The following is a 20,708-nucleotide window of genomic DNA, read 5'->3' on the forward strand; positions in this document are numbered from 1 at the left end:
CGTTAAAAACACCACTCTCGACAAAATATAAAATATTGGTAATCATTCAACGACAATACCAAGGCAGGCCAATAGTAGATGGATAACATGGTAATGCGAGAGACCATCCTCAAAGGATTAGAAAACGAATTATCCTTAACAGAAGCAACAGAAATAACTGATAACTTAAGCTATATTTTGTCTGTTATCCGTAAACATCTGGAGATGGATGTTGCTTTTATCTCCGAGTTCACCGATCAAATACGAAAAATTGAAGTGGTCGATTCAGCAGAACGAGACATTTCTCTAAAACCCGGACACGCTGACCCTACTGAACTGACTTACTGTCGAAAGATTGTTGATGGTGAGCTGGATGAAATCATTGCTGATACTTCAGAAAATCCATTGACTAAATCGATGCCGATTACACAAGAGCTGGATATTGGTAGCTACTTAGGTGTGCCCATCGTACTTAATGATGGTGAAGTCTATGGTACTTTCTGTTGTTTCAGTCATACGCCTGACACAACGCTAAGCGAACGAGACTTAGCGCTAATGAAAATTTTTGCTGACATAGCTGCCCGTCAAATTGATAAGCAACTGATCAAGAGTCAGGAAGAAAATCAAATCAAAAGACGAGTCAGCAAAGTCTTATCAAATAAACACATCAAAACTGTTTTCCAACCGATATATCACGTCGACGAAAAAAGAGTGATTGGTTATGAGTGTTTATCCCGTTTTCTCAACACACCATATCGCACGCCAGATATCTGGTTTGAAGAAGCTCAATTTGCCGGCCTGGGAGAGGAGCTTGAAATAATGGCTATTACAGCGGCCCTTGATAAGATGAATCTTTTCCCAGCCGACATCAATTTTTCTCTAAACATATCACCTGAGTATGTGATAAATGGTGCCGTTGAAAGAGCTTTAGACCAGCATATATTTAATAAAAAAATTATTCTTGAAGTCACTGAACATGCTCAGATAACAGACTATCATGCCTTTCGTAAAGCTATACAATCACTGCGAAAACAAGGTGTGCGTCTTGCCATTGACGATGTTGGTGCTGGTTATTCCAGCCTCCACCATATCTTGGAACTGGGTGCAGATATAATCAAACTGGACATCAGCCTAATCAGAAATATTGATACTGATACATCCAGAAAAGCACTAACCGCTGCGTTACTTGCTTATGCCAAAGAAACCTCATGCGAAGTTTTAGCCGAAGGCGTAGAAACAGAGCAAGAATTCCAAGAGCTGGTTCGACTCGGCATTAAAAAAATACAAGGCTATTTCATTAGCCAGCCGCTGGAGTTAGAAGAGGCAGTGAATTTTGTCTGCCCTATATAACAAATAACAGGCATGCCATTAATGGTATGCCTGTTAATTTTTTAACTCATTAGACTTTAAATTGTTTCACCAGATCATTGAGTGTAATTGCCAAACGAGCGAGATCTTTACTGGCAATAGACGTTTGCACCGTCCCTTCAGCGGTTTGGCTGGTCATATCATTGATCGACACAATATTACGATTAATTTCTTCGGCCACCGCCCCCTGCTCTTCTGCTGCTGTGGCGATTTGGCGACTCATATCATTAATATGTGAGATAACTTCAGAAATCATTCTTAATGCCTCCTTGGTTGAATTCGCCTGAGTCAAAGCTTCATTGACTTGTTTCTGACTTTTTTCCATTGAATCCACGGCATTATTCGAACCTTGTTGCAGCATCTCGATCATATTGGTTATTTCACCAATTGAAGCGGTGGTTTTACTTGCCAGTGTCCTAACCTCTTCAGCCACCACAGCAAAACCACGACCATGCTCCCCGGCACGTGCCGCCTCAATAGCCGCATTTAATGCTAATAAATTCGTTTGTTCTGCAATATTGTTAATTACATCCAAAACGGTAGAAATATCCATACTGCGTTTTTTCAGTTGATTAATAGAATCCACTGCCGTCTCAGTCACATCAGCTAGCTGTTGAACAAGTGAGGCTGTTTTATCCATCGCCACGATGCCTGTGTCCACCTGCTCAGCGGCTTTATCTGTAGCCATTGATGTATCACTGGTATTTCTTGCTACTTCTTGTACTGTAGCCGTCATCTCATTCATTGCTGAGGCAACCAGAGTGGTTTCACTCTGCTGTTTCTGAACTGCCTGACTGGTTTGCTCAGTGATCACAGAGGTTTCATCTGATGCTGCTGCAATTTCGCTACTTGCATCCGTTACATTGTTCATGGTTTTCTGCATCGTGATGAGCATATTATTGAGGGCCTTGCTGGCATCACCAATTTCATCAGTACGTTTCATATCCAGTCTTGCAGTCAGATCCAGATCCTTTGCCACGCCAGAAATAAAATTTGATATTTGCAAAATTGGAGTGGAAATAAGATTGGATGCTTTAACAGCAAACAGCACAGCTAATAAGGCGATAACAACAAGAATAGATAATCCATACAACCATAAACTGTTTGATAACTGATTAGCTGGTGCAAACGCTTCTGCTTCATCAATCTCCGCTAAGATTGCCCAGTTCAAACCCGCAATATCCAAAGGAGCGTATGCGGACAACACATGGGTACCACGATAATCTGTAATGATGTCAAATCCTGACTTACCAGCCAATGCATCCTCAACACCATGACTGTTGAGCGGTAAAATACCCAAAGCTGACCCCTTACGTTCAATCAAATTTCTGCTTTTTTCATCGATAACCTGAGTCTTTGTCAGCATCTCCAGGTAAGCGGCTTTATCCTCAACTAAAAACCGGCTTTCACTACGTAAACGTTTATCAGGGCCGACCAGATAAGTTTCACCTGAATCGCCCAACCCTGCTTCCATCCATTTTTTCTCAAAGGTCATAATCTGATTAATTCGATCCACAGGCATTTGGAAAATCAGTACCCCTTTTTTACTGCCATTCAGGGAAATAGGTGCTGCCATGAAACTGGCAGGGCTCTCATAGGAAGGCAGATATGGCGCATAATCAACCACCGCTACTTGTTCATCTGGTCCCATTTCTAGTGCTTTGTTAAATGCCTGACCAAGAGCAGTGTTGGCATAAGGCCCATTTTTCAGCGATGTGGCGTAATCAAGTTCTTTGAATACGCTATACACCACCATTCCAGTATCGGCATCCACCAAGAAAATATCGTAATAACCAAACTTCTCTAGAAAATCTTTCAGATATGGATGGTATTTAGCATGATAGCTTGCATAGCTACTGCCATCATCTGCCTGAACCAGATCATCTTTTTTACCTAATGGTGCCGGATTATCAACAATATACGTTTGTTGCAGCGCTAATCCATTCACATCAAGTTTGGACAACACATCGTCCATATTCACAGGAGGCTTTACACCGTTCAGGGACTCGTAACGTTGAGAAAACGTCGTGTCATAATAAGTCTTCACATGTTGGCGAAGGCTGGCTTTGTTGTATTCTCCAATATCATTCGCATAGTTCTGTGCGGCTGTATTCAGATCACCTAAGGCCTGAGTAATCAAGCTAGAATTTGCCAGATTAGTCAGTTGATTTTTAATCGTCGCGAAATAGTCTCTAATCTGGTTTTTCTTAACATTACGAAGGGAAATCAGACGCTCTTGAGATAATTCACGTAGTGCAATACTCGATTCATTAGTCGCGATATAGTTGGTAAGCGCGGTAGAAATAAGGATTGGCGTAAGAGCGATAACAATCGCGGCCAAGGTAATTTTTTGTTTTATTTTCATCTCAAGTGCTCGTAATAATGAGGATAGCTAAAGCGTTGTTACTAATATCGTCCTTGATAAAGGTTTATTTAATCCATCGCGTCCTTAACTATTGTCCACATTTATTTTACGAGCAAATGAAAAACAACTAGCAACTGAAAGTATTGTTGATTTTATTTAAAGATATGTTTTGTCCTGTTTGCTAAAGCGACCAGTGACAGCATTACCGGCACTTCAACCAAAACACCGACCGCCGTGGCTAATGCAGCGCCCGAATTCAATCCAAACAGGCTAATGGCAACAGCTACCGCCAGCTCAAAGAAATTAGACGTGCCAATAAGTGCAGCAGGTGCAGCAACATTAAACGGCACTTTCCACAAATAAGCCCAACCATAAGCAATGGCAAAAATACCATAGCTTTGAATCAGTAATGGAATCGCAATCAAAACAATAACTAACGGTTTAGCCAGAATGGTTTCTGCCTGAAAACCAAACAATAAAACCACCATCGCTAACAAACCAAGAATTGAATAAGGCTTAACTTTTTGCGTAAAACGAGCAATTTCATGGTGATCCTGACTATTATCAAGACGTTTCCGTGTGATATAGCCGGCCAGTAATGGAATCACCACATACAGTACAACTGATAGAAACAGGGTTTCCCATGGCACGATAATATTGGTCATACCCAGTAGAAAGGCCGTAATCGGAGCAAAAGCAAACACCATGATTAAGTCGTTTATTGATACTTGCACCAGTGTGTAGTTTGCATCACCTTTAACCAACTGACTCCAGACAAATACCATGGCTGTACAGGGCGCAACCCCCAATAAAATCATCCCGGCAATGTATTCTTTTGCTGATTGAGGGTCGACCCAGCCGGCAAACAGAATCTCAAAAAATAAAATGCCCAGCCCGGCCATAGTAAAAGGTTTGATCAGCCAGTTCACCACCAGCGTCAGGCATAATCCTTTTGGTTTTTTACCGACATCTTTGATCGAGGCAAAGTCCACATTGACCATCATCGGGTAAATCATCAACCAGATAAATACGGCCACAGCCAGATTCACATTCGCATATTGCCAAGCGGCCACCATTTGAAACACTGATGGAAACAACGACCCCAAAGCCACACCAGCAACAATACAAAGGCCAACCCAAACCGACAAATAACGTTCAAAAAATCCTATTGCTGAACTAGAAGACGAGTTCATACCAATTCCTCTTCAATACGTGTTTTTAGTAACTGAAACGCTTCATCAAAAGCAGCTTCAATTTCCGCCTCCGTTCCCTCCGCTTTAGCAGGATCAGGAGTGCTCCAGTGCAGTTTTTTATACTCACCATAAAAAATCGGACAAACTTCGTTGGCGGCTTGGTCACAGACGGTAATCACATAATCAAAAGGCTGACCCGCAAACTCATCCCATGACTTGCTGACCGGATGACCAGGATCAATGCCATGGCGTTTTAATGTTTCTATTGATTTAGGGTGAACATAACCCGCAGGCTGACTGCCAGCACTAACGGCCTGAAATTCAGCCCCTTTAAGCTGATTAATCAAAGCCTCTGCCATCACTGAACGGCATGAGTTACCCGTGCATAAAACCAGTATTCTTTTCATTTCAACTCTCTGTATTAACGGATTGAGGTTTACAACAATCAACAAATTCCACAACAGCACAATTGGCATTCTCAGCCTGATGCAATCTCGCTAAATCACTACTGCAGCAATCCTGGACCATAAAGGCAATTAAGTCTCTCATCTGTTCAAAATTAGCCATGTAGATAATAGAGCGGCCTTCTTTACGCGATGTCACCAACTTGGCCTGACTTAAATGGGTCAGATGAAATGACAGGGTATTATGCGGAATGCCCAGCGCATCACTGATGGCACCAGCTGCCATACCTTGCGGACCGGCTTCCACCAGTAATCTAAAGGCCTGAAGACGTGTTTCCTGAGACAAGGCATCAAAGGCGGTGAGTGCATTTTGTAGTTTCATATGTCGATAATAGTCGACATATATTTTATATGTCAATAATTATGGACATATAAGCAGAAAGCGTAGCCATGTTAAAGTGATCGACAAGTATGAAAATAATCGTAGGGAGATAAACGATGAGTAAAACATTAGTCATTGGAGCCAACGGCCAGATTGGAAAACAACTTATAAAGTTACTCTGTGCTGATGACAATCAGGTGAAAGCGATGATCCGAGACTCCCAGCAAGCTGCCTACTTTCAGGAATTAGGTGCTGAAACCATTATTGCAGATTTGGAATCCCCACTACCGGAAACAGCATTTGAGGATTGTGACAAAGTCGTCTTTACCGCAGGCTCAGGTGGAAAAACCGGCGCTGACAAAACCATCCTGATTGATCTATGGGGTGCGGTGAAAGCTATCGATATGGCCAAGAAACATAATATCAAACAATTTGTTATGGTCAGCGCCAGAGATGCTGGCAATCCTGAAACAGGCACTGAGGCCATCAAACACTACAATATTTGTAAACACTTTGCCGACGAGTATTTATTAGCTAGTGGCGTGCCTTACACCATCCTACGTCCTGGCAAACTGATTGATGACAAAGCCACAGGCCATATTTCCACACAACGAACAGGCCAGGCTGATAAGGATGTGATTACCCGTGCTGACGTCGCTGCTTGTATTCACTATTGCCTGAACCATACCGAGTCCATTAACCAGATAGATGAGCTTTACAATGGTAATGAAACTATTCCGCAGGCATTTATCAACAGTGTGTCGGGACGATTGGGTTAAATTTACCAACCTGTCAGACAACGACTGTAATGGCCGGCACCACGTTTTATCAGATAAGCTACGGCCAGGCTGATAATGATAGTGAGCGGAAAGGTAACAACAAACTGTACCAATCCGCTCATCTCTTCAACATAAGGCAACCACTTATATCCCACCAGCGCTATCAACACCCAGGGATGAATAAAATAAATAGCAAAACTCGCGTCGGCTAATAACATCAGTGCAGGAATGTCAGGATAACGTTCGCTCAACTTTTGCAGTAGTGACAAAAAGAAAAAACATAAAACGATTTTCTGCAAAATCAGGATATCCAGACCATCAAAGGTGAATGCATGTAATTTATGTAGATTACCAAAGCCTGGATAAATCAGCACTTGTAATATCGCCAGAAAGATAACACCTGCGGCCAATACAATGGTTTTGTTCGCCATGTAGGACTGAACAAAATCTCGGTGCATCGATACCAGAATACCTAATAAATACATAGGCAAAAAATACAAAACGGCATGCCAGGGCGACAGATTACCCGCTGGGCGATGGACAATCATCGCCACCACTAAGGCAATGATAAAAATAGTGATACGTGTTTTTACACCTTGACGGATGTAGCTGATAAACAATGGCGACATCAGAAATATCAGCATAATAAACGGGATATACCAATAGGCAAACGAGGTTCGGCCGGTCCATAGATACAAGCCAAACATGGTTAAATAATCTTGCCAGTGACTGAGCGAGGTGATTCCCAACTCGTTGGCATCGGGTAAGGAAACACCTGAACTTAAATAATAAATCAGTGCTAACGACGATAAAAACAGATAAGGCAGCAAGACATTTTTAACTTTCTTCAGCATAAACTGGCTGTATGCAAATTGCCTGTAAAAAATATGATGGAAGAAAAAACCGGAAATAAAAACGAATAAAGGTGAGCCCCCCTGAATTAAGTTGGCAATCACTCTTTCGTCAAAACTGGTGATGGATTTATAGCTAATACAATGTCCGGCAACGATGCTTAAAATGGCAATGGCCCTGAAATAATCAAAGGCAATCAACCTCATTTAAGCAACTACCACAGATATTAACCACCGCATCGGCTTATCACTCTTCTACAGACAAAACAGGCGAACAATACACCAAAATCACACTTTTTATCATGATTTATAAAAGCTGCGTATAAAACCGATTTAAGCGACTTTTCTGGCCTTTGTCATCCGCTGTTCGGCCTATTGTTTATTACCAGTATTTTTCAATACTGATTTGCCCTGGATCACGTCGGGAGTGTTTTTTCAAACCATGCGTATTGATTAACACGTCCATGGTTTCATGCACCATTTCCGGGTTACCACACAACATCACCTGACTGTCTTCTGCATTGATTTTAAGACCAGTGCGTTGCTCCAGACGACCATCTTCAACAGCCTGAGGAATACGTCCTGTTAAGGCATCAGGTGCTTGTTCACGGCTGACAAAAGGCACATAAATAAACTGCTCCGCTCGTGTTTGTTTTATCGCATCAATGTTGTCCTGATAGGTCAGTTCGTTTTGATATCTGACCGCATGTACCAAAACCACTTTTTCAAACTGCTGCCAAACTTCCTGCGTATTTAAAATAGACAGAAAAGGGCCAATACCCGTGCCGGTGGATAGCAAATAGAGATGCTTACCCTCAGGTAATTGATCCAAGGTCATTAAGCCGGCGGCTTTGGGTGCGACCAAAATACTATCACCAGCTTTAAGTTTGGCTAGTCGGGTAGAAAGCAAACCATCAAGCACCTCAATAAAATAAAAATCGAGCGGTCTTGTGTCTGGACTGTTCACCAAGGAAAAAGGTCGGCTGACAAGTTCACCCTCAATTTCCAGAGCTAAACGCGTAAACTGCCCAGCTTTGAACGTTGGATAATCGACATCCAGCCTTAATGAATGCAAACGATCATTCCATTGTTTATTTTCAACTACTGTAGCCGTCAGCCAATCTGCCATTGTGCTGTCTCCTTTTTTGTCGGGTTGATATCACTTTCTGGTTTATGGTCATGCTACTATCATTCCACTTTTAAGACGACGTACAAAGCCGACATCACCTGAGCTCAAGGATTAACGCTAAATGACCAATCACATCATTGCCGAAGCGACATTAACCGATCTTAATGCCATTACCCAGTTGCTGACCGTGCTGTTTACTCAGGAAGCTGACTTTGAACCACAACCAGAAAAACAAATGCACGCTGTCAGTGATATTCTCAGGCATCCCGACAAAGGCCATTTTTTACTTATCAAACACCAGTCTAAAGTCGTCGGCGTAGTAAGTTTGTTATATCTAACCTCAACCGCCATGGGTGGTAAAGTCGCTTTATTAGAAGATATGGTGATTGCTGAACAACATCGCGGCAAAGGCTTCGGCTCGGCTTTGTTAAGTGCCGCGGTCAACTTTGCCAGACAACAAGGTTGTCTGCGTATTACCTTATTAACCGATGCCGATAATGCTATTGCCCAGAAAATGTATCAGGACGAGGGGTTTACTCACTCTGCCATGATTCCGATGCGATTAATTTTAGACACATAAACAAACACGCCATGGACGCCATTAACCCCAAATTATTATGGGAAATTTTTAAACATATACAACGTTGGTTAGCGAATCTTAATCGCGCAGGCGAACAGCGTCAGCAACAATCCAGAACAGCGCTGAGAAATGTCATTATCGCTGCCCGGGAAACCAGTGTATACGTCAGACAGATACAGGATACCCAACAAGCCGATCATGCGACTGAGCGGCATCTGGCAAAATGCTGGACTCAACTGGGGTTTGATTTAGACGATTTGGGACTGAGTAAACTGGCGAAACGCTGCCACATAACGGGTAAACATTGGGCTGACCCTAAGTTTTACACCAATGATTTTCTGCAAAAAGCCGATATCAGTCTGGATAGAATGGAAACATTAGCAAAACAGATTTTATTGGATATTGATAAACTCTAAATCATGAAAAAAATCATCTCATTTAGTCTATTCGTTTTATTCAGTCCATTGGCTCAGGCTCAGTCACTGTGTCCAATGACAAATGCTGATGCCATGCAAGCTTGTCTCGATGGGAAACTGCAATCAGCGATTGATGAAATGGTCAGTGACTTAACGATAATCAAACAACGCCATGCTGAAAACGATGCATTGCTAAAGTCGCTTGAGTTATCGCAGCAAACATGGGATGCCTACCGGAAAACGCAATGCCTGAATGTCTATCAGACCTGGCAAAACAATGCGCAGCAACAAGCTGTAACCGCCAGTTGCGCCATTGAGCTGACCAGGCAACGTAATCAGTTTTTACAAGACTATTATCTGAAATAAACCTCATTCAGACTTGTGAAAAATAATGGCGCGCCTGATCGGCATCCTTGTGAATCTGGCTGATCAGCTGATCCAGACTGTCAAAACGCTGCTCATCACGAATCTTATGTAAGAAAAACACCTGAACATGCTCGCCATAGATCTCTCTCTTAAAATCAAACAGATGCACTTCCAGCAAGGCCTTGTTACCACCAATAGTCGGTCGGATACCAATATTTGCCACACCATTAACCGGTTCTTCATCAATACCAAATAGCTGCACAGCAAACACCCCTGTCAGTGGAATTTTATGCCGATGAAGATGAATATTTGCCGTGGGGAATCCCATCTTACGACCACGCTTATCGCCATGCGCTACCCGACCACTCATCCGATAAGGTCGTCCTAATAACTTCTCAGCTAAGAGTAAGTCACCACTACTTAGTGCATTTCTGATACGGGTGCTGCTTACCCGGTCTTGGTCGATAGCAAAGGTGTGCATGTTCACCACCTGAAAGCCATATTGCCGTCCGGCTTGCTGTAATAACGCAAAATCGCCTTTTCTTTCACAGCCAAAGCGAAAGTCATCTCCTACCACCAGATATTTAACGTTTAATCCTTCCACTAATAATTTTTGGATAAAGAGTTCAGCCGACATCTCTGCCAACTGTTTATTAAACCGTAAAACGCATAATTGCTGGATGGAATAACAACGCAAAGCCTCCACTTTTTCACGAAACCGCGTCAATCTGGCTGGCGCTTTTTCCGGAACAAAATATTCAAATGGCTGCGGTTCAAACGTAATCACTACGGCGGGTAATTTCAGCGTATCGCCTTTCATGGCTAATTGTGTCAATACCGCTTGATGGCCTAAGTGGACACCGTCAAAATTACCGATGGTGGCAACACAGCCTTGAGGTGAAGCAGGTAAATTATGAAAACCGCGAATAATTTTCGGCATAAGACGTTGTCTACCAAAAAAATAACTAAACACAACAGAGTAACGGCAAATAAAAAAACAATCCAGCAGGCAAGCCCACGCCTATTACCTTATAATAGGCGCAAAATTATTTCGGTCAGAGGCAAGAATGGCAGCGAAACAAAAAAAACTGGATTATGAAGCTGCAGTTAAAGAGCTGGAAGCATTAGTTGAACGCCTGGAAGAAGGCGATATCAGCCTGGAAGAATCACTCAAACTCTATGAACGTGGCGTACTACTAACTCGTGATTGTCAGGAATCGTTGCAAGCGGCAGAACAAAAAGTGCAAATGCTGTTACAACAATCTGGCCAAAGCAATATGGTAGATTTTGATCCGGAAACTGGTGACGCGTGAACGTAAAGTTTCCTCTGCAGGACTGGATGTTAAAACACCAGTCTCAAATCGAATTTGTTCTGGAAAAACGTCTTCAACAGGCACAAAAGCCAGGTTCAGCACGTTTATTTGAAGCGATGCGCTATGCCACATTAGGTGGTGGCAAACGCTTACGCGCCCTGCTCGTCTATGCTACTGGTCAGGCATTAGGTGCAAAACAATCTGCTATGGATGTCGCGGCGGCGGCAGTAGAAATGATTCACGCCTACTCACTTGTGCATGATGATATGCCAATCATGGATGATGATGATCTGCGCAGAGGTCGTCCGACCTGTCACAAAGCCTATGATGATGCGACTGCACTTTTAGTCGGTGATGCCTTACAAACGCTGGCTTTCGAAACCTTGTGCGATGATATTCTGACCGAGAAACAACAAAGTCGCATGGTCAAAACACTGACTCAGGCTTCTGGTGCAGCAGGTATGGCAGGTGGTCAGGCCATTGATCTGGAATCTGTTGGCAAAAAACTGGACATTGATGCCCTACAGGCAATGCATAAATTAAAAACTGGCGCTCTCATCCGTGCCAGTGTTGTGCTCGGTGCACTCGCTGCCGAACACTATGATGAAGTGACGCTGGAACATCTTGATCGTTATGCAGACTGCATTGGACTAGCGTTTCAGGTTCAGGATGATGTGCTGGATGTCATCTCTGACACTCAAACACTTGGAAAGACCCAAGGTGCCGATATTGCATTGAATAAACCCACATATCCTGCTTTACTAGGTCTTGAAAAAGCACAACAAAAAGCGGTTGCTCTGATTGAAAAAGCACTGACTCACCTTGATGAGTGTCCATTTAATACAGAAGTGCTGGCCGAATTAGCTCAGTTTGTTGTGAAACGCTCACATTAAGAAATCGACAGAATGGATACTATACTCACTCATATCAACAGCCCAGAAGATCTGCGTCAACTGGACAAAAAACAGTTGCCCCAGCTGGCAGAAGAGTTGAGAACACTCATTATCGATAGTGTGCAACAAACCGGCGGGCATATTTCATCCAACCTAGGTGTTATCGAGCTCACCATCGCCTTGCATTATGTGTTTGATACCCCCACTGACCGCTTAGTCTGGGATGTGGGTCACCAAAGCTATGTTCATAAAATCCTCACTGGTCGCCGGGATCAGATGAATACTATGCGTCAGCCCGGTGGTTTATCAGGTTTTCCTAAACGCAGTGAAAGTGAATATGACACGTTTGGTGTGGGTCATTCGAGTACCTCCATCAGTGCCGCTCTTGGCATGGCACTCGCTGCACAAGCCAACGATGATCCACGTCATGCTGTCGCCATTATTGGTGATGGCGCCCTCACCGCCGGACAGGCGTTTGAGGCGTTGGCACATGCCGGTGACTTGAGCGCGAATTTATTAGTCATTCTTAACGACAATGAAATGTCGATTTCAAAAAATGTCGGCGGCATGGCAAATTATCTCGCCAAATTATTATCAGGCAGCTTTTACGCCAGTGCTCGTGAAGGCAGCAAGCGTGTACTGGAAAAGATTCCACCCGCTTGGGAAATTGCCAAACGCGCAGAAGAGCATGTTAAAGGCATGATGGTTCCTGGCACTTTATTCGAAGAAATGGGCTTTAATTATATTGGCCCGATTGATGGTCACGATATCGATACGCTCATTGCGACTATGACCAATTTGAAAAAACGTAAGGGTCCGCAATTTCTTCATATCGTCACCAAAAAAGGCAAAGGCTATGAGCCTGCCGAATTACATCCCTGCAAATATCATGGTGTCAGTCCGGCCAATAGTAAATCTTCTGGGCCGACATATACCCAAGTGTTTGGCCGTTGGTTATGCGATATGGCTCGTCTGGATCCGGACTTATTCGGCATCACACCTGCCATGTGTGAAGGCTCGGGGTTGAACCGCTTTGCTGAAGACTTTCCTGAGCGTTATTTTGATGTCGGCATCGCTGAACAACATTCTGTGACCTTAGCTGCAGGCTTGGCCTGTGAAGGCAAAAAACCGGTTGTGGCAATTTACTCGACCTTCTTACAAAGAGCCTACGATCAATTAATTCACGATGTGGCTATTCAGAATCTGAATGTACTGTTTGCTATTGATCGCGCTGGCTTGGTTGGCGCTGATGGTCCGACACATGCGGGTAGCTTTGATTTAAGCTTTTTGCGCTGCATTCCTAATATGATCATCATGGCACCGGCTGATGAAAATGAATGTCGGCAAATGTTAACCACCGGTTTCCGTTATAACGGACCGGCAGCAGTGCGTTATCCGCGGGGCAGTGGCAATGGCACCCCTGTTGAGCCAGCTTTAACTTCATTAGAAATAGGAAAAGCCCAATTAAAACGTCAAGGTAAAAAGGTCGCGATTCTGGCCTTTGGCAGCATGGTCACTGCAGCTGAACAAGCCGCAGAACAAATCAATGCCACGGTGGTGAATATGCGCTTTGTCAAACCCCTAGATACGGACATCATCAATCACATTGCTAACTCGCACGATTTAATCATCACTATTGAAGAAAATGCTGTGATGGGTGGCGCAGGTAGCGCTGTAAATGAATATTTAAGAGAAATAAATCATCCTGTCGCCATAAAATTAATGGGATTGCCCGATACATTTATCGAGCATGGCGTTCATAGCAGCATGTTAAGTGACTGTGGTCTGGATGCTGCAGGTATTTTGCATACCATTAATCAGCACTTTGCGGCATAATACGCTGTCTTCGTGAACGATTCCTGAGTATAATAGTCAACATTATGAGCGCAACGTATACCCTGAAAATTCTGGCCGATTTTGCCTCGGCACACACCTTAAGAGATTATCCAGGTGATTGCCGTCGTATGCATGGTCACAACTGGAAGCTGGAAGTCGAAGTCACTGCTATTGATCTAAATGAACATGGCATGGGTATGGACTTCAAAACCATTAAAACAGCTACTCGCGAGTTGGCTAAAACGCTGGACCACCGTTATCTGAATGACATCCCACCATTCGATACCATTAATCCAACGGCTGAAAATATTGCCAGATTTTTTTACCAAAAGCTCAGTGATACGTTAAATAATGATATCGCTAAAGTTTCCGGTGTCACCTTGTGGGAAACAGATCGCGCTTGCGTTAAATACAGCGAGGACAATTGAATGAGCACAACCCCAGCTAGCACTGAGATCAAAGACGAAATCGAAGACGTACAGAATATTGCCGACCAGCGTAAAATCGCTATTGATAAAGTCGGTATTAAAGATATTAAACACCCGGTCAAAGTCAGTGACCGTACCACCGGTGAACAGCACACCATTGCTAACTTTAATATGTATGTGAACCTGCCTCATCAGTTTAAAGGCACACATATGTCTCGTTTTGTTGAGATTTTGAATCAGCATGAACGTGAGATCACTGTTAAATCTTTCCGTGAAATGCTGGGTCAAATGACTGAGCGTCTTGACGCGGAATCAGGCTATATTGAAATGAACTTCCCTTATTTTGTGAATAAGGAAGCACCTGTTTCAAAAGTGAAAAGTCTAATGGATTATGACGTCACCTTTATCGGTGAAATCACTGGTACTAAAACCATGATGACGGTTAAGGTCGTCGTTCCTGTGACGAGCTTATGCCCATGTTCAAAGAATATCTCAGATTATGGCGCGCATAACCAACGTTCACACGTCACTTTGACTGTTCGCGTTGATAGCTTTGTCTGGATTGAAGATTTAATCGATCTGGTAGAAAAAGAAGCCTCTTGCGAAATCTTTGGTTTATTAAAACGTCCGGATGAAAAATTCGTTACCGAACGTGCGTACGATAATCCGAAATTTGTTGAAGATATGGTGCGTGACATTGCAGCCAGATTAAATGATGATTCTCGTATCACCGCTTACACAGTCGAATCAGAAAACTTCGAATCTATTCATAACCACTCTGCATACGCATTGATTACCAAAGGTTTTGATTGATACAACATCAATCACAAATAAAAAAAGCCCGGTTTAACCGGGCTTTTTTATGCTCAATATTTTTGTCTTAAATCGAGACGCTCACCATTATGTTGAATATCCAGTTGGCCAAGAAAAGACATGCCCAGTAGCGTCACTGAAGGTTCTTCACCATCCAAAACCACAGCATCGACATTGTGTAGCTTTATCTGTTCAAGTTGCACATAATCCAGCTTCACCTTATATCCGACACTACTGCCTGATGCCGTTCTTATGCCAACTTGCTGACCGCGAAGATAATCAATACCAAGGCGGGATGCCGTCGCGGCATTCATAGCGATGGTACTGGCGCCGGTATCGACTAAGAAACTTATCGTATAACCATTGATATTACCGGTAGCAGTATACATACCATTGGTCGGCCACAACGTCACTGCTGTTTTTTTCTCGGCTTCTATGTAATTGCTATTAATCCGATCGCCCAATGGAAAGATCTGTTTTTCGCCATTGATTTCAAACGTTGCGCTATTACTGTTAGCAGCAATTAACTTCAGGCCCTCTGGGCTGGTTTCTCCGACATTTAAAAAATGCTGTTGACCATCTACTTCAACCACAGCTTTGTCTTTAAACAGGCCAACCACCATAATGTTAACAACGACAGCCTCTGCTCGACTGCTAATTAACAGTATAATAAGCCACATTAATATGACTTTAGCCATAACGTTTCTTTTTAATCAGGTTTATCACTAACACCATCATGAGTGCATTCTCCCCTATTACAGTATCTGGTGTACTGCTGGCTGGCGGCCAATCCCGCCGGATGGGTGGTCAGGACAAAGGTTTGCTCCCCTATCAGGGTCGCTCGATGGCTAGCCACGTCATTAGTGCCATATTACCGCAAGTTGATGATTTTTATATCAGTGCAAATCAACATATTGAAGAATATCGATCATTTTCTTACCCCGTCATCACGGATGGACTTGATAATTTTCAGGGTCCTCTCGCTGGTATCCTGGCTGTGATGGAGCAAATCGATTCTGACTATCTGCTGACAGTGCCTTGTGATAATCCTGTTATCAGCCCTCAACTGCGACAGCGTTTACTGGAAGCTTTGTTAACGACTGGAAGTGATATTGCGGTAGCGCATGATGGCACTCAATTACAACCCGTATTTTCATTAATTCCTCGACGCTTACAATCATCATTAACTGACTTTTTAGCCTCTGGTCAGCGCAAAACCCGTGACTGGTTATTCCAGCATAAGGTTGTTGAAGTGGACTTTTCTGATCAGGCTGACTGTTTTATCAATATCAATACGGCTGATGACTTACAAAAAAAACCAAAGATACGTTCAGCTATACCGGCCCTTGGCTTTGCTGCATTTAGTGGAACAGGTAAAACAACATTACTCACCAAACTCATTCCTGCGCTGAAAAATAAAGATATACATGTCGCCGTGATAAAACATGCCCATCACAATTTTGATATCGATAAACCGGGCAAGGACAGCTATCAAATCCGTGAGGCAGGTGCCGAGGAAATCATTATTGCCTCAGCAAAAATGATGGCGCTAATGAGAAAACATCACGATGAACTCATTGAACCTGAATTACAGCCATTAATCCAACGCCTCGATACCAGTAATATCGATCTCATTCTTGTCGAGGGATTCAAACACGAAAATTTCCCCAAAATAGAATTAAACCGTGCGGAACTGGGTCCACCGACTTTGTTCAAGGAGGATCCGCATATCATTGCAATCGCCTCTGATAAAAACGATAGTCACGCTGACATGCCTTTGGTATTAGATATCAATAATATCCCCGCCATGGTCGAGTTTATTGAACAGTTTATTTTTTCATGGAACAGCTAAATATGGCCGAATTTACCCCGCAGCCCAGTTGTGCTGATGATGTTGATCACAATAATCTGACTGTTAAACAGGCTAGTCAGCGAATTCATGATTTATTATCACCGATATCGAGCTGGCAGAAAGTCTCCTTAAGACAGGCTTTGGGCCAGATCCTACACCAAAGTGTTGTGTCTCCCCGTCAGGTGCCTCCCTATAATAATTCAGCCATGGACGGTTATGCCTTACGCAGTGCTGACATTAAAAATGCCCCCTTTACACTCGCTAATATCGGTGTGGCTTTTGCAGGGAAACCTTACCAAGGTCGGGTCGAAGCCGGGCAATGTATTCGTATTATGACTGGCGCAAAAATTCCTGATGACTGTGACACGGTGGTGATGCAGGAACAGGTGCAACCAAATGAAGATATGGTCACCGTCCACACTGACCTAAAAGCGGGACAAAATGTCAGACTTGCCGGAGAAGATATTGACAGTGGTGATACGGTTCTACCTGCTGGGCGAAGATTAACAGCGGCCGATTTAGGTCTACTGGCATCGCTTGGCATCGCAGAAGTCGTCACTTACCGGCCTCTTCGTGTCGCTTTTTTTTCTACTGGCGATGAATTATGTGGCCTTGGTGAACACCTGGCTGATGGACAAATCTACGACAGCAATCGTTACACCCTCTATGGCATGCTCAGTCAGCTCAATATTGATGTCATTGATATGGGGGTCATTCCAGATAACAGAGCCGCATTAAGAATTGCTTTACAGCAAGCGGCGACAGATGCGGATGTCATCATTTCCTCTGGCGGTGTGTCCGTAGGTGATGCTGATTATGTCAAAGATATGTTGGCAGAATTAGGTGAAGTCAATTTCTGGAAAATTGCGATGCGTCCAGGACGCCCTCTAGCCTTTGGCCAAATAGGCGAAGCGATGTTCTTTGGTTTGCCCGGTAATCCGGTGTCAGTAATGGTCACTTTCTACCAATTTGTACAACCTGCGTTAAAACGTCTGGCAGGTGAAACTGACTCCGATCCCATCATATTCAAAGTACCATGCGATAATGTAATTAAAAAACGTGCTGGTCGCTTTGAATTTCAGCGCGGCATTTTATTCAGAAACAATGAAGGCCAACTCAGAGTCAGCACAACCGGGGCACAAGGATCGGGTATCCTTCGCTCAATGAGTATGGCGAATTGTTTTATTTTACTTGAAGAAAACTGTGACGGACTTAGTGCCGGCAGTCTTGTTAACGTTCAACCCTTTGCAGGTCTGGTATGACAGAATCCACAACCGAACACACTTTGGTCAAACAACAACGCGAGTTTAATAAACTGCGTAAACGCTTACGTCGCAACGTCGGTCAGGCAATTGCCGATTACAATATGATTCAGGACGGCGATAAAGTGATGGTCTGTTTATCTGGTGGTAAAGACAGTTATACCATGCTCGATATTCTGATTAATCTGAGAGACCATGCCCCGATTAAGTTTGATCTTATCGCTGTTAATCTCGATCAAAAGCAGCCGGGCTTCCCTGAGCATGTATTACCGGAATATTTGTCATCGATTGGTGTGCCATTCCATATCATTGAAAAAGACACGTACAGCATCGTTAAAGAAGTGGTGCCAGAGGGTAAAACCACCTGCGGCATATGCTCACGTCTGCGCCGTGGCTCTTTATATGGTTACGCACGGCAAAATGGCATCACCAAAATAGCATTAGGTCATCACCGTGATGACATTATTGAAACGCTGTTTCTGAATATGTTTTATGGCAGCAAAATAAAAGCGATGCCGCCGAAATTATTAAGTGATGATAAAACCAATATTGTGATAAGACCCTTAGCCTATGCGCAAGAGTCTGATATTGCCCGTTATGCAGAAGCCATGAAGTTTCCCATTATTCCCTGCAATTTATGTGGCTCGCAGGAAAATCTGCAACGTCAGGCGATCAAAGCCATGTTGCAAGGCTGGGAAAAACAGTTTCCGGGCAGATTGGAAAATATTTTCCGCAGTATTCAGAATATTTCGCCATCACAAATGGGCGATCTTGATTTATTTAACTTCACCGATCTTGAGCAGTTAAGACAGGAACCAACAGGAGAAGAAGATCGCTTCCAGGATGATATTCAACAGCCTGCACTGGCAAGATAGCCACAGACTTATCACCAGTTATGACAAGTATTACAAAACCAATACAAGTATCATCGCTAAGTCATTGAATCTGATTAATTCTATCGTAAAGCATTGATATATATAGCTTTAATAAAGTGGTCATTTTTTAACCAAAACCGTCAGCCTTGTTACGTAAGAATGACTTAGCGATTTTCACAGAAGTTAATCACAGAGTTATCCACAGAAAATGTGAGTAACTCTGTAAGTCATTGATCGCTTCTCTAAGTCCTTATTTTTCAATTCGCTTGGGCGTAAAATCTTCAGCAAATTCCAGAGCATTACCATCCGGATCACGACAGAAAAACGCAGCTCTGCCCGACTTGCTTCGAGAAAATTCATACCCCGCATTTTCCAGGCGCTCACCTAAGGCTTCTAAATCGTCTACGACAAGTGCCAGATGGCGATCACGTCCACCATGAGCTGGACGGCCTTCTGTTGAGTCCGGATTTGGTAATACCATCAGATGTATCATTTGTCCGGTATCGGCAATATCCAGCCAGGCACCATCGTATGCAAACTCAGGTCTGTTGGGATTAAGTGGTAACTGCAATACATCGCAGTAAAAACGTAAAGAATCATCTAAGTCTTTCACCAGAAAACTGGCATGTGCTATCGATTTGATCATATTTCACCTGGATAAATAACATCTAAGCCCTGCTAACATTCTAACGTGAAGCAATCCATGCTCCCAAGTATTGTTCAGGCTTTACCTTGCTTAGCCATACCATAAGCGGCGATAAAAATAAGCGCACCACCTAACCATTCAGTCTGGCTCATTTGTTCATTGGTCAACCACCAGGCAGAGATGGCAGCGACGACAAGTTCAGATAACATCAAAATAGCTGAACGAAACACGGGCATCCTTGCTAGGCCATACAATACTGCTACTGTCATAGCAGTAAAACATAAGCCACCAAAAACCATCACCGCAACCCATAGATTAAGACTGATATCAGGAACACTTGATTGCTGCAGAACCAATACAAGCCCTGCCACCATAACGACACCCCAGTACACTATCGTCGTTTTGACTTCCATAGCCACATCAGCAAGCTTACGACTTAACACGTTATTTACTGAAAACATAAACCCTGCAAACAGCGCTAACCAATCTGCCATATCATTGGGCCAAGGCATGCCAATTTCTGGGTGCCATAACATAATCATCGTGCCCGACATCGCCACAATGATCATCAACATAGACAGTCGGGAAATTTTTTCGCCTAACCACCAGCGACTCAACAGTACTGACCATAAAGGTGATAAATAGAACAGCAACATGACCCGCATCACCTCACCCTGAGTGAGCGCCACTAAAAAGGCAATATTGGTGACGCCCGCTGCAACAGCTAACGCCCATAAGCTAAGCGGCCAATGTCCGGCAAAATCTTTTATCTGTTTAAACAACATCACACTGGCTACGATTGCCGCAGCAAAATACATCAGCAGTGTTGACCAAACGACGGGAAGCCCTTGTTGTTCGAGTATTCGCATCGGATACCAAATCAATCCCCACATGGTTGAGGAAAATAAGATGCCGAGTACGGCCAGATTAAATTGTTTGTTATTGCTATTTGTCATGGCTCACCTTATAACACGAGAT

Annotated in this window: 23 protein-coding genes; 13 read left to right on the plus strand and 10 right to left on the minus strand. The window is 43.4% G+C overall.

Features of this window, described 5'->3' with window-relative positions:
• Positions 1–78 precede the first annotated feature (78 nt).
• Entirely contained in the window at positions 79–1,329 is a 1,251-nt protein-coding gene (locus MAMP_RS09685; protein ID WP_040576267.1) for an EAL domain-containing protein, read from the plus strand.
• Between the two features lie 49 nt (positions 1,330–1,378).
• Here MAMP_RS09685 and MAMP_RS09690 read toward each other — a convergent pair whose 3' ends face one another.
• From MAMP_RS09690 to MAMP_RS09705, 4 genes are all read right to left on the minus strand, one after another.
• Positions 1,379–3,712: a methyl-accepting chemotaxis protein gene (locus MAMP_RS09690; RefSeq protein ID WP_007145855.1), complete on the minus strand. Its 2,334-nt coding sequence runs from the start codon at positions 3,710–3,712 to the stop codon at positions 1,379–1,381.
• 152 nt (positions 3,713–3,864) lie between these two features.
• The gene (gene arsB, locus MAMP_RS09695) at positions 3,865–4,905 is read right to left on the minus strand and encodes an ACR3 family arsenite efflux transporter (protein WP_007145856.1); all 1,041 of its coding nucleotides are present in this window, start codon (positions 4,903–4,905) and stop codon (positions 3,865–3,867) included.
• Positions 4,902–5,312 (minus strand): arsenate reductase ArsC, encoded by a 411-nt coding sequence (locus tag MAMP_RS09700; RefSeq protein WP_007145857.1) that lies wholly within the window; start codon positions 5,310–5,312, stop codon positions 4,902–4,904. The genes arsB and MAMP_RS09700 overlap by 4 nt, the downstream gene beginning before the upstream one ends.
• 1 nt (position 5,313) lies before the next feature.
• Entirely contained in the window at positions 5,314–5,691 is a 378-nt protein-coding gene (locus tag MAMP_RS09705) for an ArsR/SmtB family transcription factor (protein ID WP_007145858.1), read from the minus strand.
• Positions 5,692–5,807: 116 nt separating this feature from the next.
• Here MAMP_RS09705 and MAMP_RS09710 point away from each other — a divergent pair, with 116 nt between their 5' ends.
• Positions 5,808–6,470, plus strand: a complete 663-nt coding sequence (locus MAMP_RS09710) for an SDR family oxidoreductase (RefSeq protein WP_007145859.1) — start codon at positions 5,808–5,810, stop codon at positions 6,468–6,470.
• Between the two features lie 2 nt (positions 6,471–6,472).
• Here the strand turns inward: MAMP_RS09710 and MAMP_RS09715 are convergent, their stop codons facing one another.
• Complete coding sequence (locus tag MAMP_RS09715) at positions 6,473–7,528, minus strand: acyltransferase (protein WP_007145860.1); 1,056 nt, start codon at positions 7,526–7,528, stop codon at positions 6,473–6,475.
• A 175-nt stretch (positions 7,529–7,703) separates the two neighbouring features.
• Complete coding sequence (locus tag MAMP_RS09720; RefSeq protein WP_007145861.1) at positions 7,704–8,450, minus strand: ferredoxin--NADP reductase; 747 nt, start codon at positions 8,448–8,450, stop codon at positions 7,704–7,706.
• Between the two features lie 121 nt (positions 8,451–8,571).
• Between MAMP_RS09720 and MAMP_RS09725 the strand changes: the two genes are divergently transcribed.
• From MAMP_RS09725 to MAMP_RS09735, 3 genes are read left to right on the plus strand one after another with little or no spacing between them, the layout of a single operon-like run.
• Positions 8,572–9,030 (plus strand): GNAT family N-acetyltransferase, encoded by a 459-nt coding sequence (locus MAMP_RS09725; protein ID WP_007145862.1) that lies wholly within the window; start codon positions 8,572–8,574, stop codon positions 9,028–9,030.
• An 11-nt stretch (positions 9,031–9,041) separates the two neighbouring features.
• On the plus strand, positions 9,042–9,446 hold the full coding sequence (locus MAMP_RS09730; RefSeq protein ID WP_007145863.1) for a hypothetical protein: 405 nt from the start codon (positions 9,042–9,044) through the stop codon (positions 9,444–9,446).
• 3 nt (positions 9,447–9,449) lie between these two features.
• Positions 9,450–9,812: a lysozyme inhibitor LprI family protein gene (locus MAMP_RS09735; protein ID WP_007145864.1), complete on the plus strand. Its 363-nt coding sequence runs from the start codon at positions 9,450–9,452 to the stop codon at positions 9,810–9,812.
• A gap of 7 nt (positions 9,813–9,819) precedes the next feature.
• Here the strand turns inward: MAMP_RS09735 and ribF are convergent, their stop codons facing one another.
• Complete coding sequence (gene ribF / locus MAMP_RS09740; protein WP_007145865.1) at positions 9,820–10,752, minus strand: bifunctional riboflavin kinase/FAD synthetase; 933 nt, start codon at positions 10,750–10,752, stop codon at positions 9,820–9,822.
• A gap of 127 nt (positions 10,753–10,879) precedes the next feature.
• Here ribF and MAMP_RS09745 point away from each other — a divergent pair, with 127 nt between their 5' ends.
• From MAMP_RS09745 to folE2, 5 genes are read left to right on the plus strand one after another with little or no spacing between them, the layout of a single operon-like run.
• Complete coding sequence (locus MAMP_RS09745) at positions 10,880–11,125, plus strand: exodeoxyribonuclease VII small subunit (protein WP_007145866.1); 246 nt, start codon at positions 10,880–10,882, stop codon at positions 11,123–11,125.
• Positions 11,126–11,151: 26 nt separating this feature from the next.
• Entirely contained in the window at positions 11,152–12,018 is an 867-nt protein-coding gene (ispA, locus tag MAMP_RS09750; protein ID WP_007145867.1) for a (2E,6E)-farnesyl diphosphate synthase, read from the plus strand.
• A gap of 12 nt (positions 12,019–12,030) precedes the next feature.
• Positions 12,031–13,854 (plus strand): 1-deoxy-D-xylulose-5-phosphate synthase, encoded by a 1,824-nt coding sequence (gene dxs / locus MAMP_RS09755; RefSeq protein ID WP_007145868.1) that lies wholly within the window; start codon positions 12,031–12,033, stop codon positions 13,852–13,854.
• 44 nt (positions 13,855–13,898) lie between these two features.
• Complete coding sequence (queD, locus tag MAMP_RS09760; RefSeq protein ID WP_040576268.1) at positions 13,899–14,282, plus strand: 6-carboxytetrahydropterin synthase QueD; 384 nt, start codon at positions 13,899–13,901, stop codon at positions 14,280–14,282.
• Positions 14,283–15,095: a GTP cyclohydrolase FolE2 gene (folE2, locus tag MAMP_RS09765; RefSeq protein WP_007145870.1), complete on the plus strand. Its 813-nt coding sequence runs from the start codon at positions 14,283–14,285 to the stop codon at positions 15,093–15,095. It abuts the gene before it with no gap.
• Positions 15,096–15,148: 53 nt separating this feature from the next.
• On the opposite strand, the gene MAMP_RS09770 is transcribed toward folE2, so the two are convergent.
• Positions 15,149–15,793 (minus strand): retropepsin-like aspartic protease family protein, encoded by a 645-nt coding sequence (locus MAMP_RS09770; protein WP_007145871.1) that lies wholly within the window; start codon positions 15,791–15,793, stop codon positions 15,149–15,151.
• A 38-nt stretch (positions 15,794–15,831) separates the two neighbouring features.
• Between MAMP_RS09770 and mobA the strand changes: the two genes are divergently transcribed.
• Genes mobA through ttcA form a run of 3 tightly spaced genes read left to right on the plus strand, consistent with a single transcriptional unit; the run spans position 15,832 to position 19,084 of the window.
• Positions 15,832–16,947, plus strand: a complete 1,116-nt coding sequence (gene mobA, locus MAMP_RS09775) for a molybdenum cofactor guanylyltransferase MobA (RefSeq protein WP_007145872.1) — start codon at positions 15,832–15,834, stop codon at positions 16,945–16,947.
• A 2-nt stretch (positions 16,948–16,949) separates the two neighbouring features.
• Positions 16,950–18,209, plus strand: coding sequence for a molybdopterin molybdotransferase MoeA (gene moeA, locus MAMP_RS09780; RefSeq protein ID WP_007145873.1), 1,260 nt, complete (start codon positions 16,950–16,952; stop codon positions 18,207–18,209).
• Positions 18,206–19,084, plus strand: a complete 879-nt coding sequence (gene ttcA / locus MAMP_RS09785; protein WP_007145874.1) for a tRNA 2-thiocytidine(32) synthetase TtcA — start codon at positions 18,206–18,208, stop codon at positions 19,082–19,084. The genes moeA and ttcA overlap by 4 nt, the downstream gene beginning before the upstream one ends.
• Before the next feature lie 250 nt (positions 19,085–19,334).
• Here ttcA and MAMP_RS09790 read toward each other — a convergent pair whose 3' ends face one another.
• Entirely contained in the window at positions 19,335–19,730 is a 396-nt protein-coding gene (locus tag MAMP_RS09790) for a VOC family protein (RefSeq protein WP_007145875.1), read from the minus strand.
• Between the two features lie 74 nt (positions 19,731–19,804).
• Complete coding sequence (locus tag MAMP_RS09795) at positions 19,805–20,686, minus strand: DMT family transporter (protein ID WP_007145876.1); 882 nt, start codon at positions 20,684–20,686, stop codon at positions 19,805–19,807.
• Positions 20,687–20,708 lie beyond the last annotated feature (22 nt).

It is taken from the genome of Methylophaga thalassica MP, assembly GCF_000214595.1.
Classification (GTDB): domain Bacteria; phylum Pseudomonadota; class Gammaproteobacteria; order Nitrosococcales; family Methylophagaceae; genus Methylophaga; species Methylophaga thalassica.

What these genes read in the sequence shown, in the direction of transcription:
- MAMP_RS09685 (WP_040576267.1), top strand. Translation starts at nt 79, where the DNA reads ATGGATAACATGGTAATGCGAGAGACCATCCTCAAAGGATTAGAAAAC.
- MAMP_RS09690 (WP_007145855.1), bottom strand. Translation starts at nt 3,712, where the DNA reads ATGAAAATAAAACAAAAAATTACCTTGGCCGCGATTGTTATCGCTCTT.
- arsB (WP_007145856.1), bottom strand. Translation starts at nt 4,905, where the DNA reads ATGAACTCGTCTTCTAGTTCAGCAATAGGATTTTTTGAACGTTATTTG.
- MAMP_RS09700 (WP_007145857.1), bottom strand. Translation starts at nt 5,312, where the DNA reads ATGAAAAGAATACTGGTTTTATGCACGGGTAACTCATGCCGTTCAGTG.
- MAMP_RS09705 (WP_007145858.1), bottom strand. Translation starts at nt 5,691, where the DNA reads ATGAAACTACAAAATGCACTCACCGCCTTTGATGCCTTGTCTCAGGAA.
- MAMP_RS09710 (WP_007145859.1), top strand. Translation starts at nt 5,808, where the DNA reads ATGAGTAAAACATTAGTCATTGGAGCCAACGGCCAGATTGGAAAACAA.
- MAMP_RS09715 (WP_007145860.1), bottom strand. Translation starts at nt 7,528, where the DNA reads ATGAGGTTGATTGCCTTTGATTATTTCAGGGCCATTGCCATTTTAAGC.
- MAMP_RS09720 (WP_007145861.1), bottom strand. Translation starts at nt 8,450, where the DNA reads ATGGCAGATTGGCTGACGGCTACAGTAGTTGAAAATAAACAATGGAAT.
- MAMP_RS09725 (WP_007145862.1), top strand. Translation starts at nt 8,572, where the DNA reads ATGACCAATCACATCATTGCCGAAGCGACATTAACCGATCTTAATGCC.
- MAMP_RS09730 (WP_007145863.1), top strand. Translation starts at nt 9,042, where the DNA reads ATGGACGCCATTAACCCCAAATTATTATGGGAAATTTTTAAACATATA.
- MAMP_RS09735 (WP_007145864.1), top strand. Translation starts at nt 9,450, where the DNA reads ATGAAAAAAATCATCTCATTTAGTCTATTCGTTTTATTCAGTCCATTG.
- ribF (WP_007145865.1), bottom strand. Translation starts at nt 10,752, where the DNA reads ATGCCGAAAATTATTCGCGGTTTTCATAATTTACCTGCTTCACCTCAA.
- MAMP_RS09745 (WP_007145866.1), top strand. Translation starts at nt 10,880, where the DNA reads ATGGCAGCGAAACAAAAAAAACTGGATTATGAAGCTGCAGTTAAAGAG.
- ispA (WP_007145867.1), top strand. Translation starts at nt 11,152, where the DNA reads ATGTTAAAACACCAGTCTCAAATCGAATTTGTTCTGGAAAAACGTCTT.
- dxs (WP_007145868.1), top strand. Translation starts at nt 12,031, where the DNA reads ATGGATACTATACTCACTCATATCAACAGCCCAGAAGATCTGCGTCAA.
- queD (WP_040576268.1), top strand. Translation starts at nt 13,899, where the DNA reads ATGAGCGCAACGTATACCCTGAAAATTCTGGCCGATTTTGCCTCGGCA.
- folE2 (WP_007145870.1), top strand. Translation starts at nt 14,283, where the DNA reads ATGAGCACAACCCCAGCTAGCACTGAGATCAAAGACGAAATCGAAGAC.
- MAMP_RS09770 (WP_007145871.1), bottom strand. Translation starts at nt 15,793, where the DNA reads ATGGCTAAAGTCATATTAATGTGGCTTATTATACTGTTAATTAGCAGT.
- mobA (WP_007145872.1), top strand. Translation starts at nt 15,832, where the DNA reads ATGAGTGCATTCTCCCCTATTACAGTATCTGGTGTACTGCTGGCTGGC.
- moeA (WP_007145873.1), top strand. Translation starts at nt 16,950, where the DNA reads ATGGCCGAATTTACCCCGCAGCCCAGTTGTGCTGATGATGTTGATCAC.
- ttcA (WP_007145874.1), top strand. Translation starts at nt 18,206, where the DNA reads ATGACAGAATCCACAACCGAACACACTTTGGTCAAACAACAACGCGAG.
- MAMP_RS09790 (WP_007145875.1), bottom strand. Translation starts at nt 19,730, where the DNA reads ATGATCAAATCGATAGCACATGCCAGTTTTCTGGTGAAAGACTTAGAT.
- MAMP_RS09795 (WP_007145876.1), bottom strand. Translation starts at nt 20,686, where the DNA reads ATGACAAATAGCAATAACAAACAATTTAATCTGGCCGTACTCGGCATC.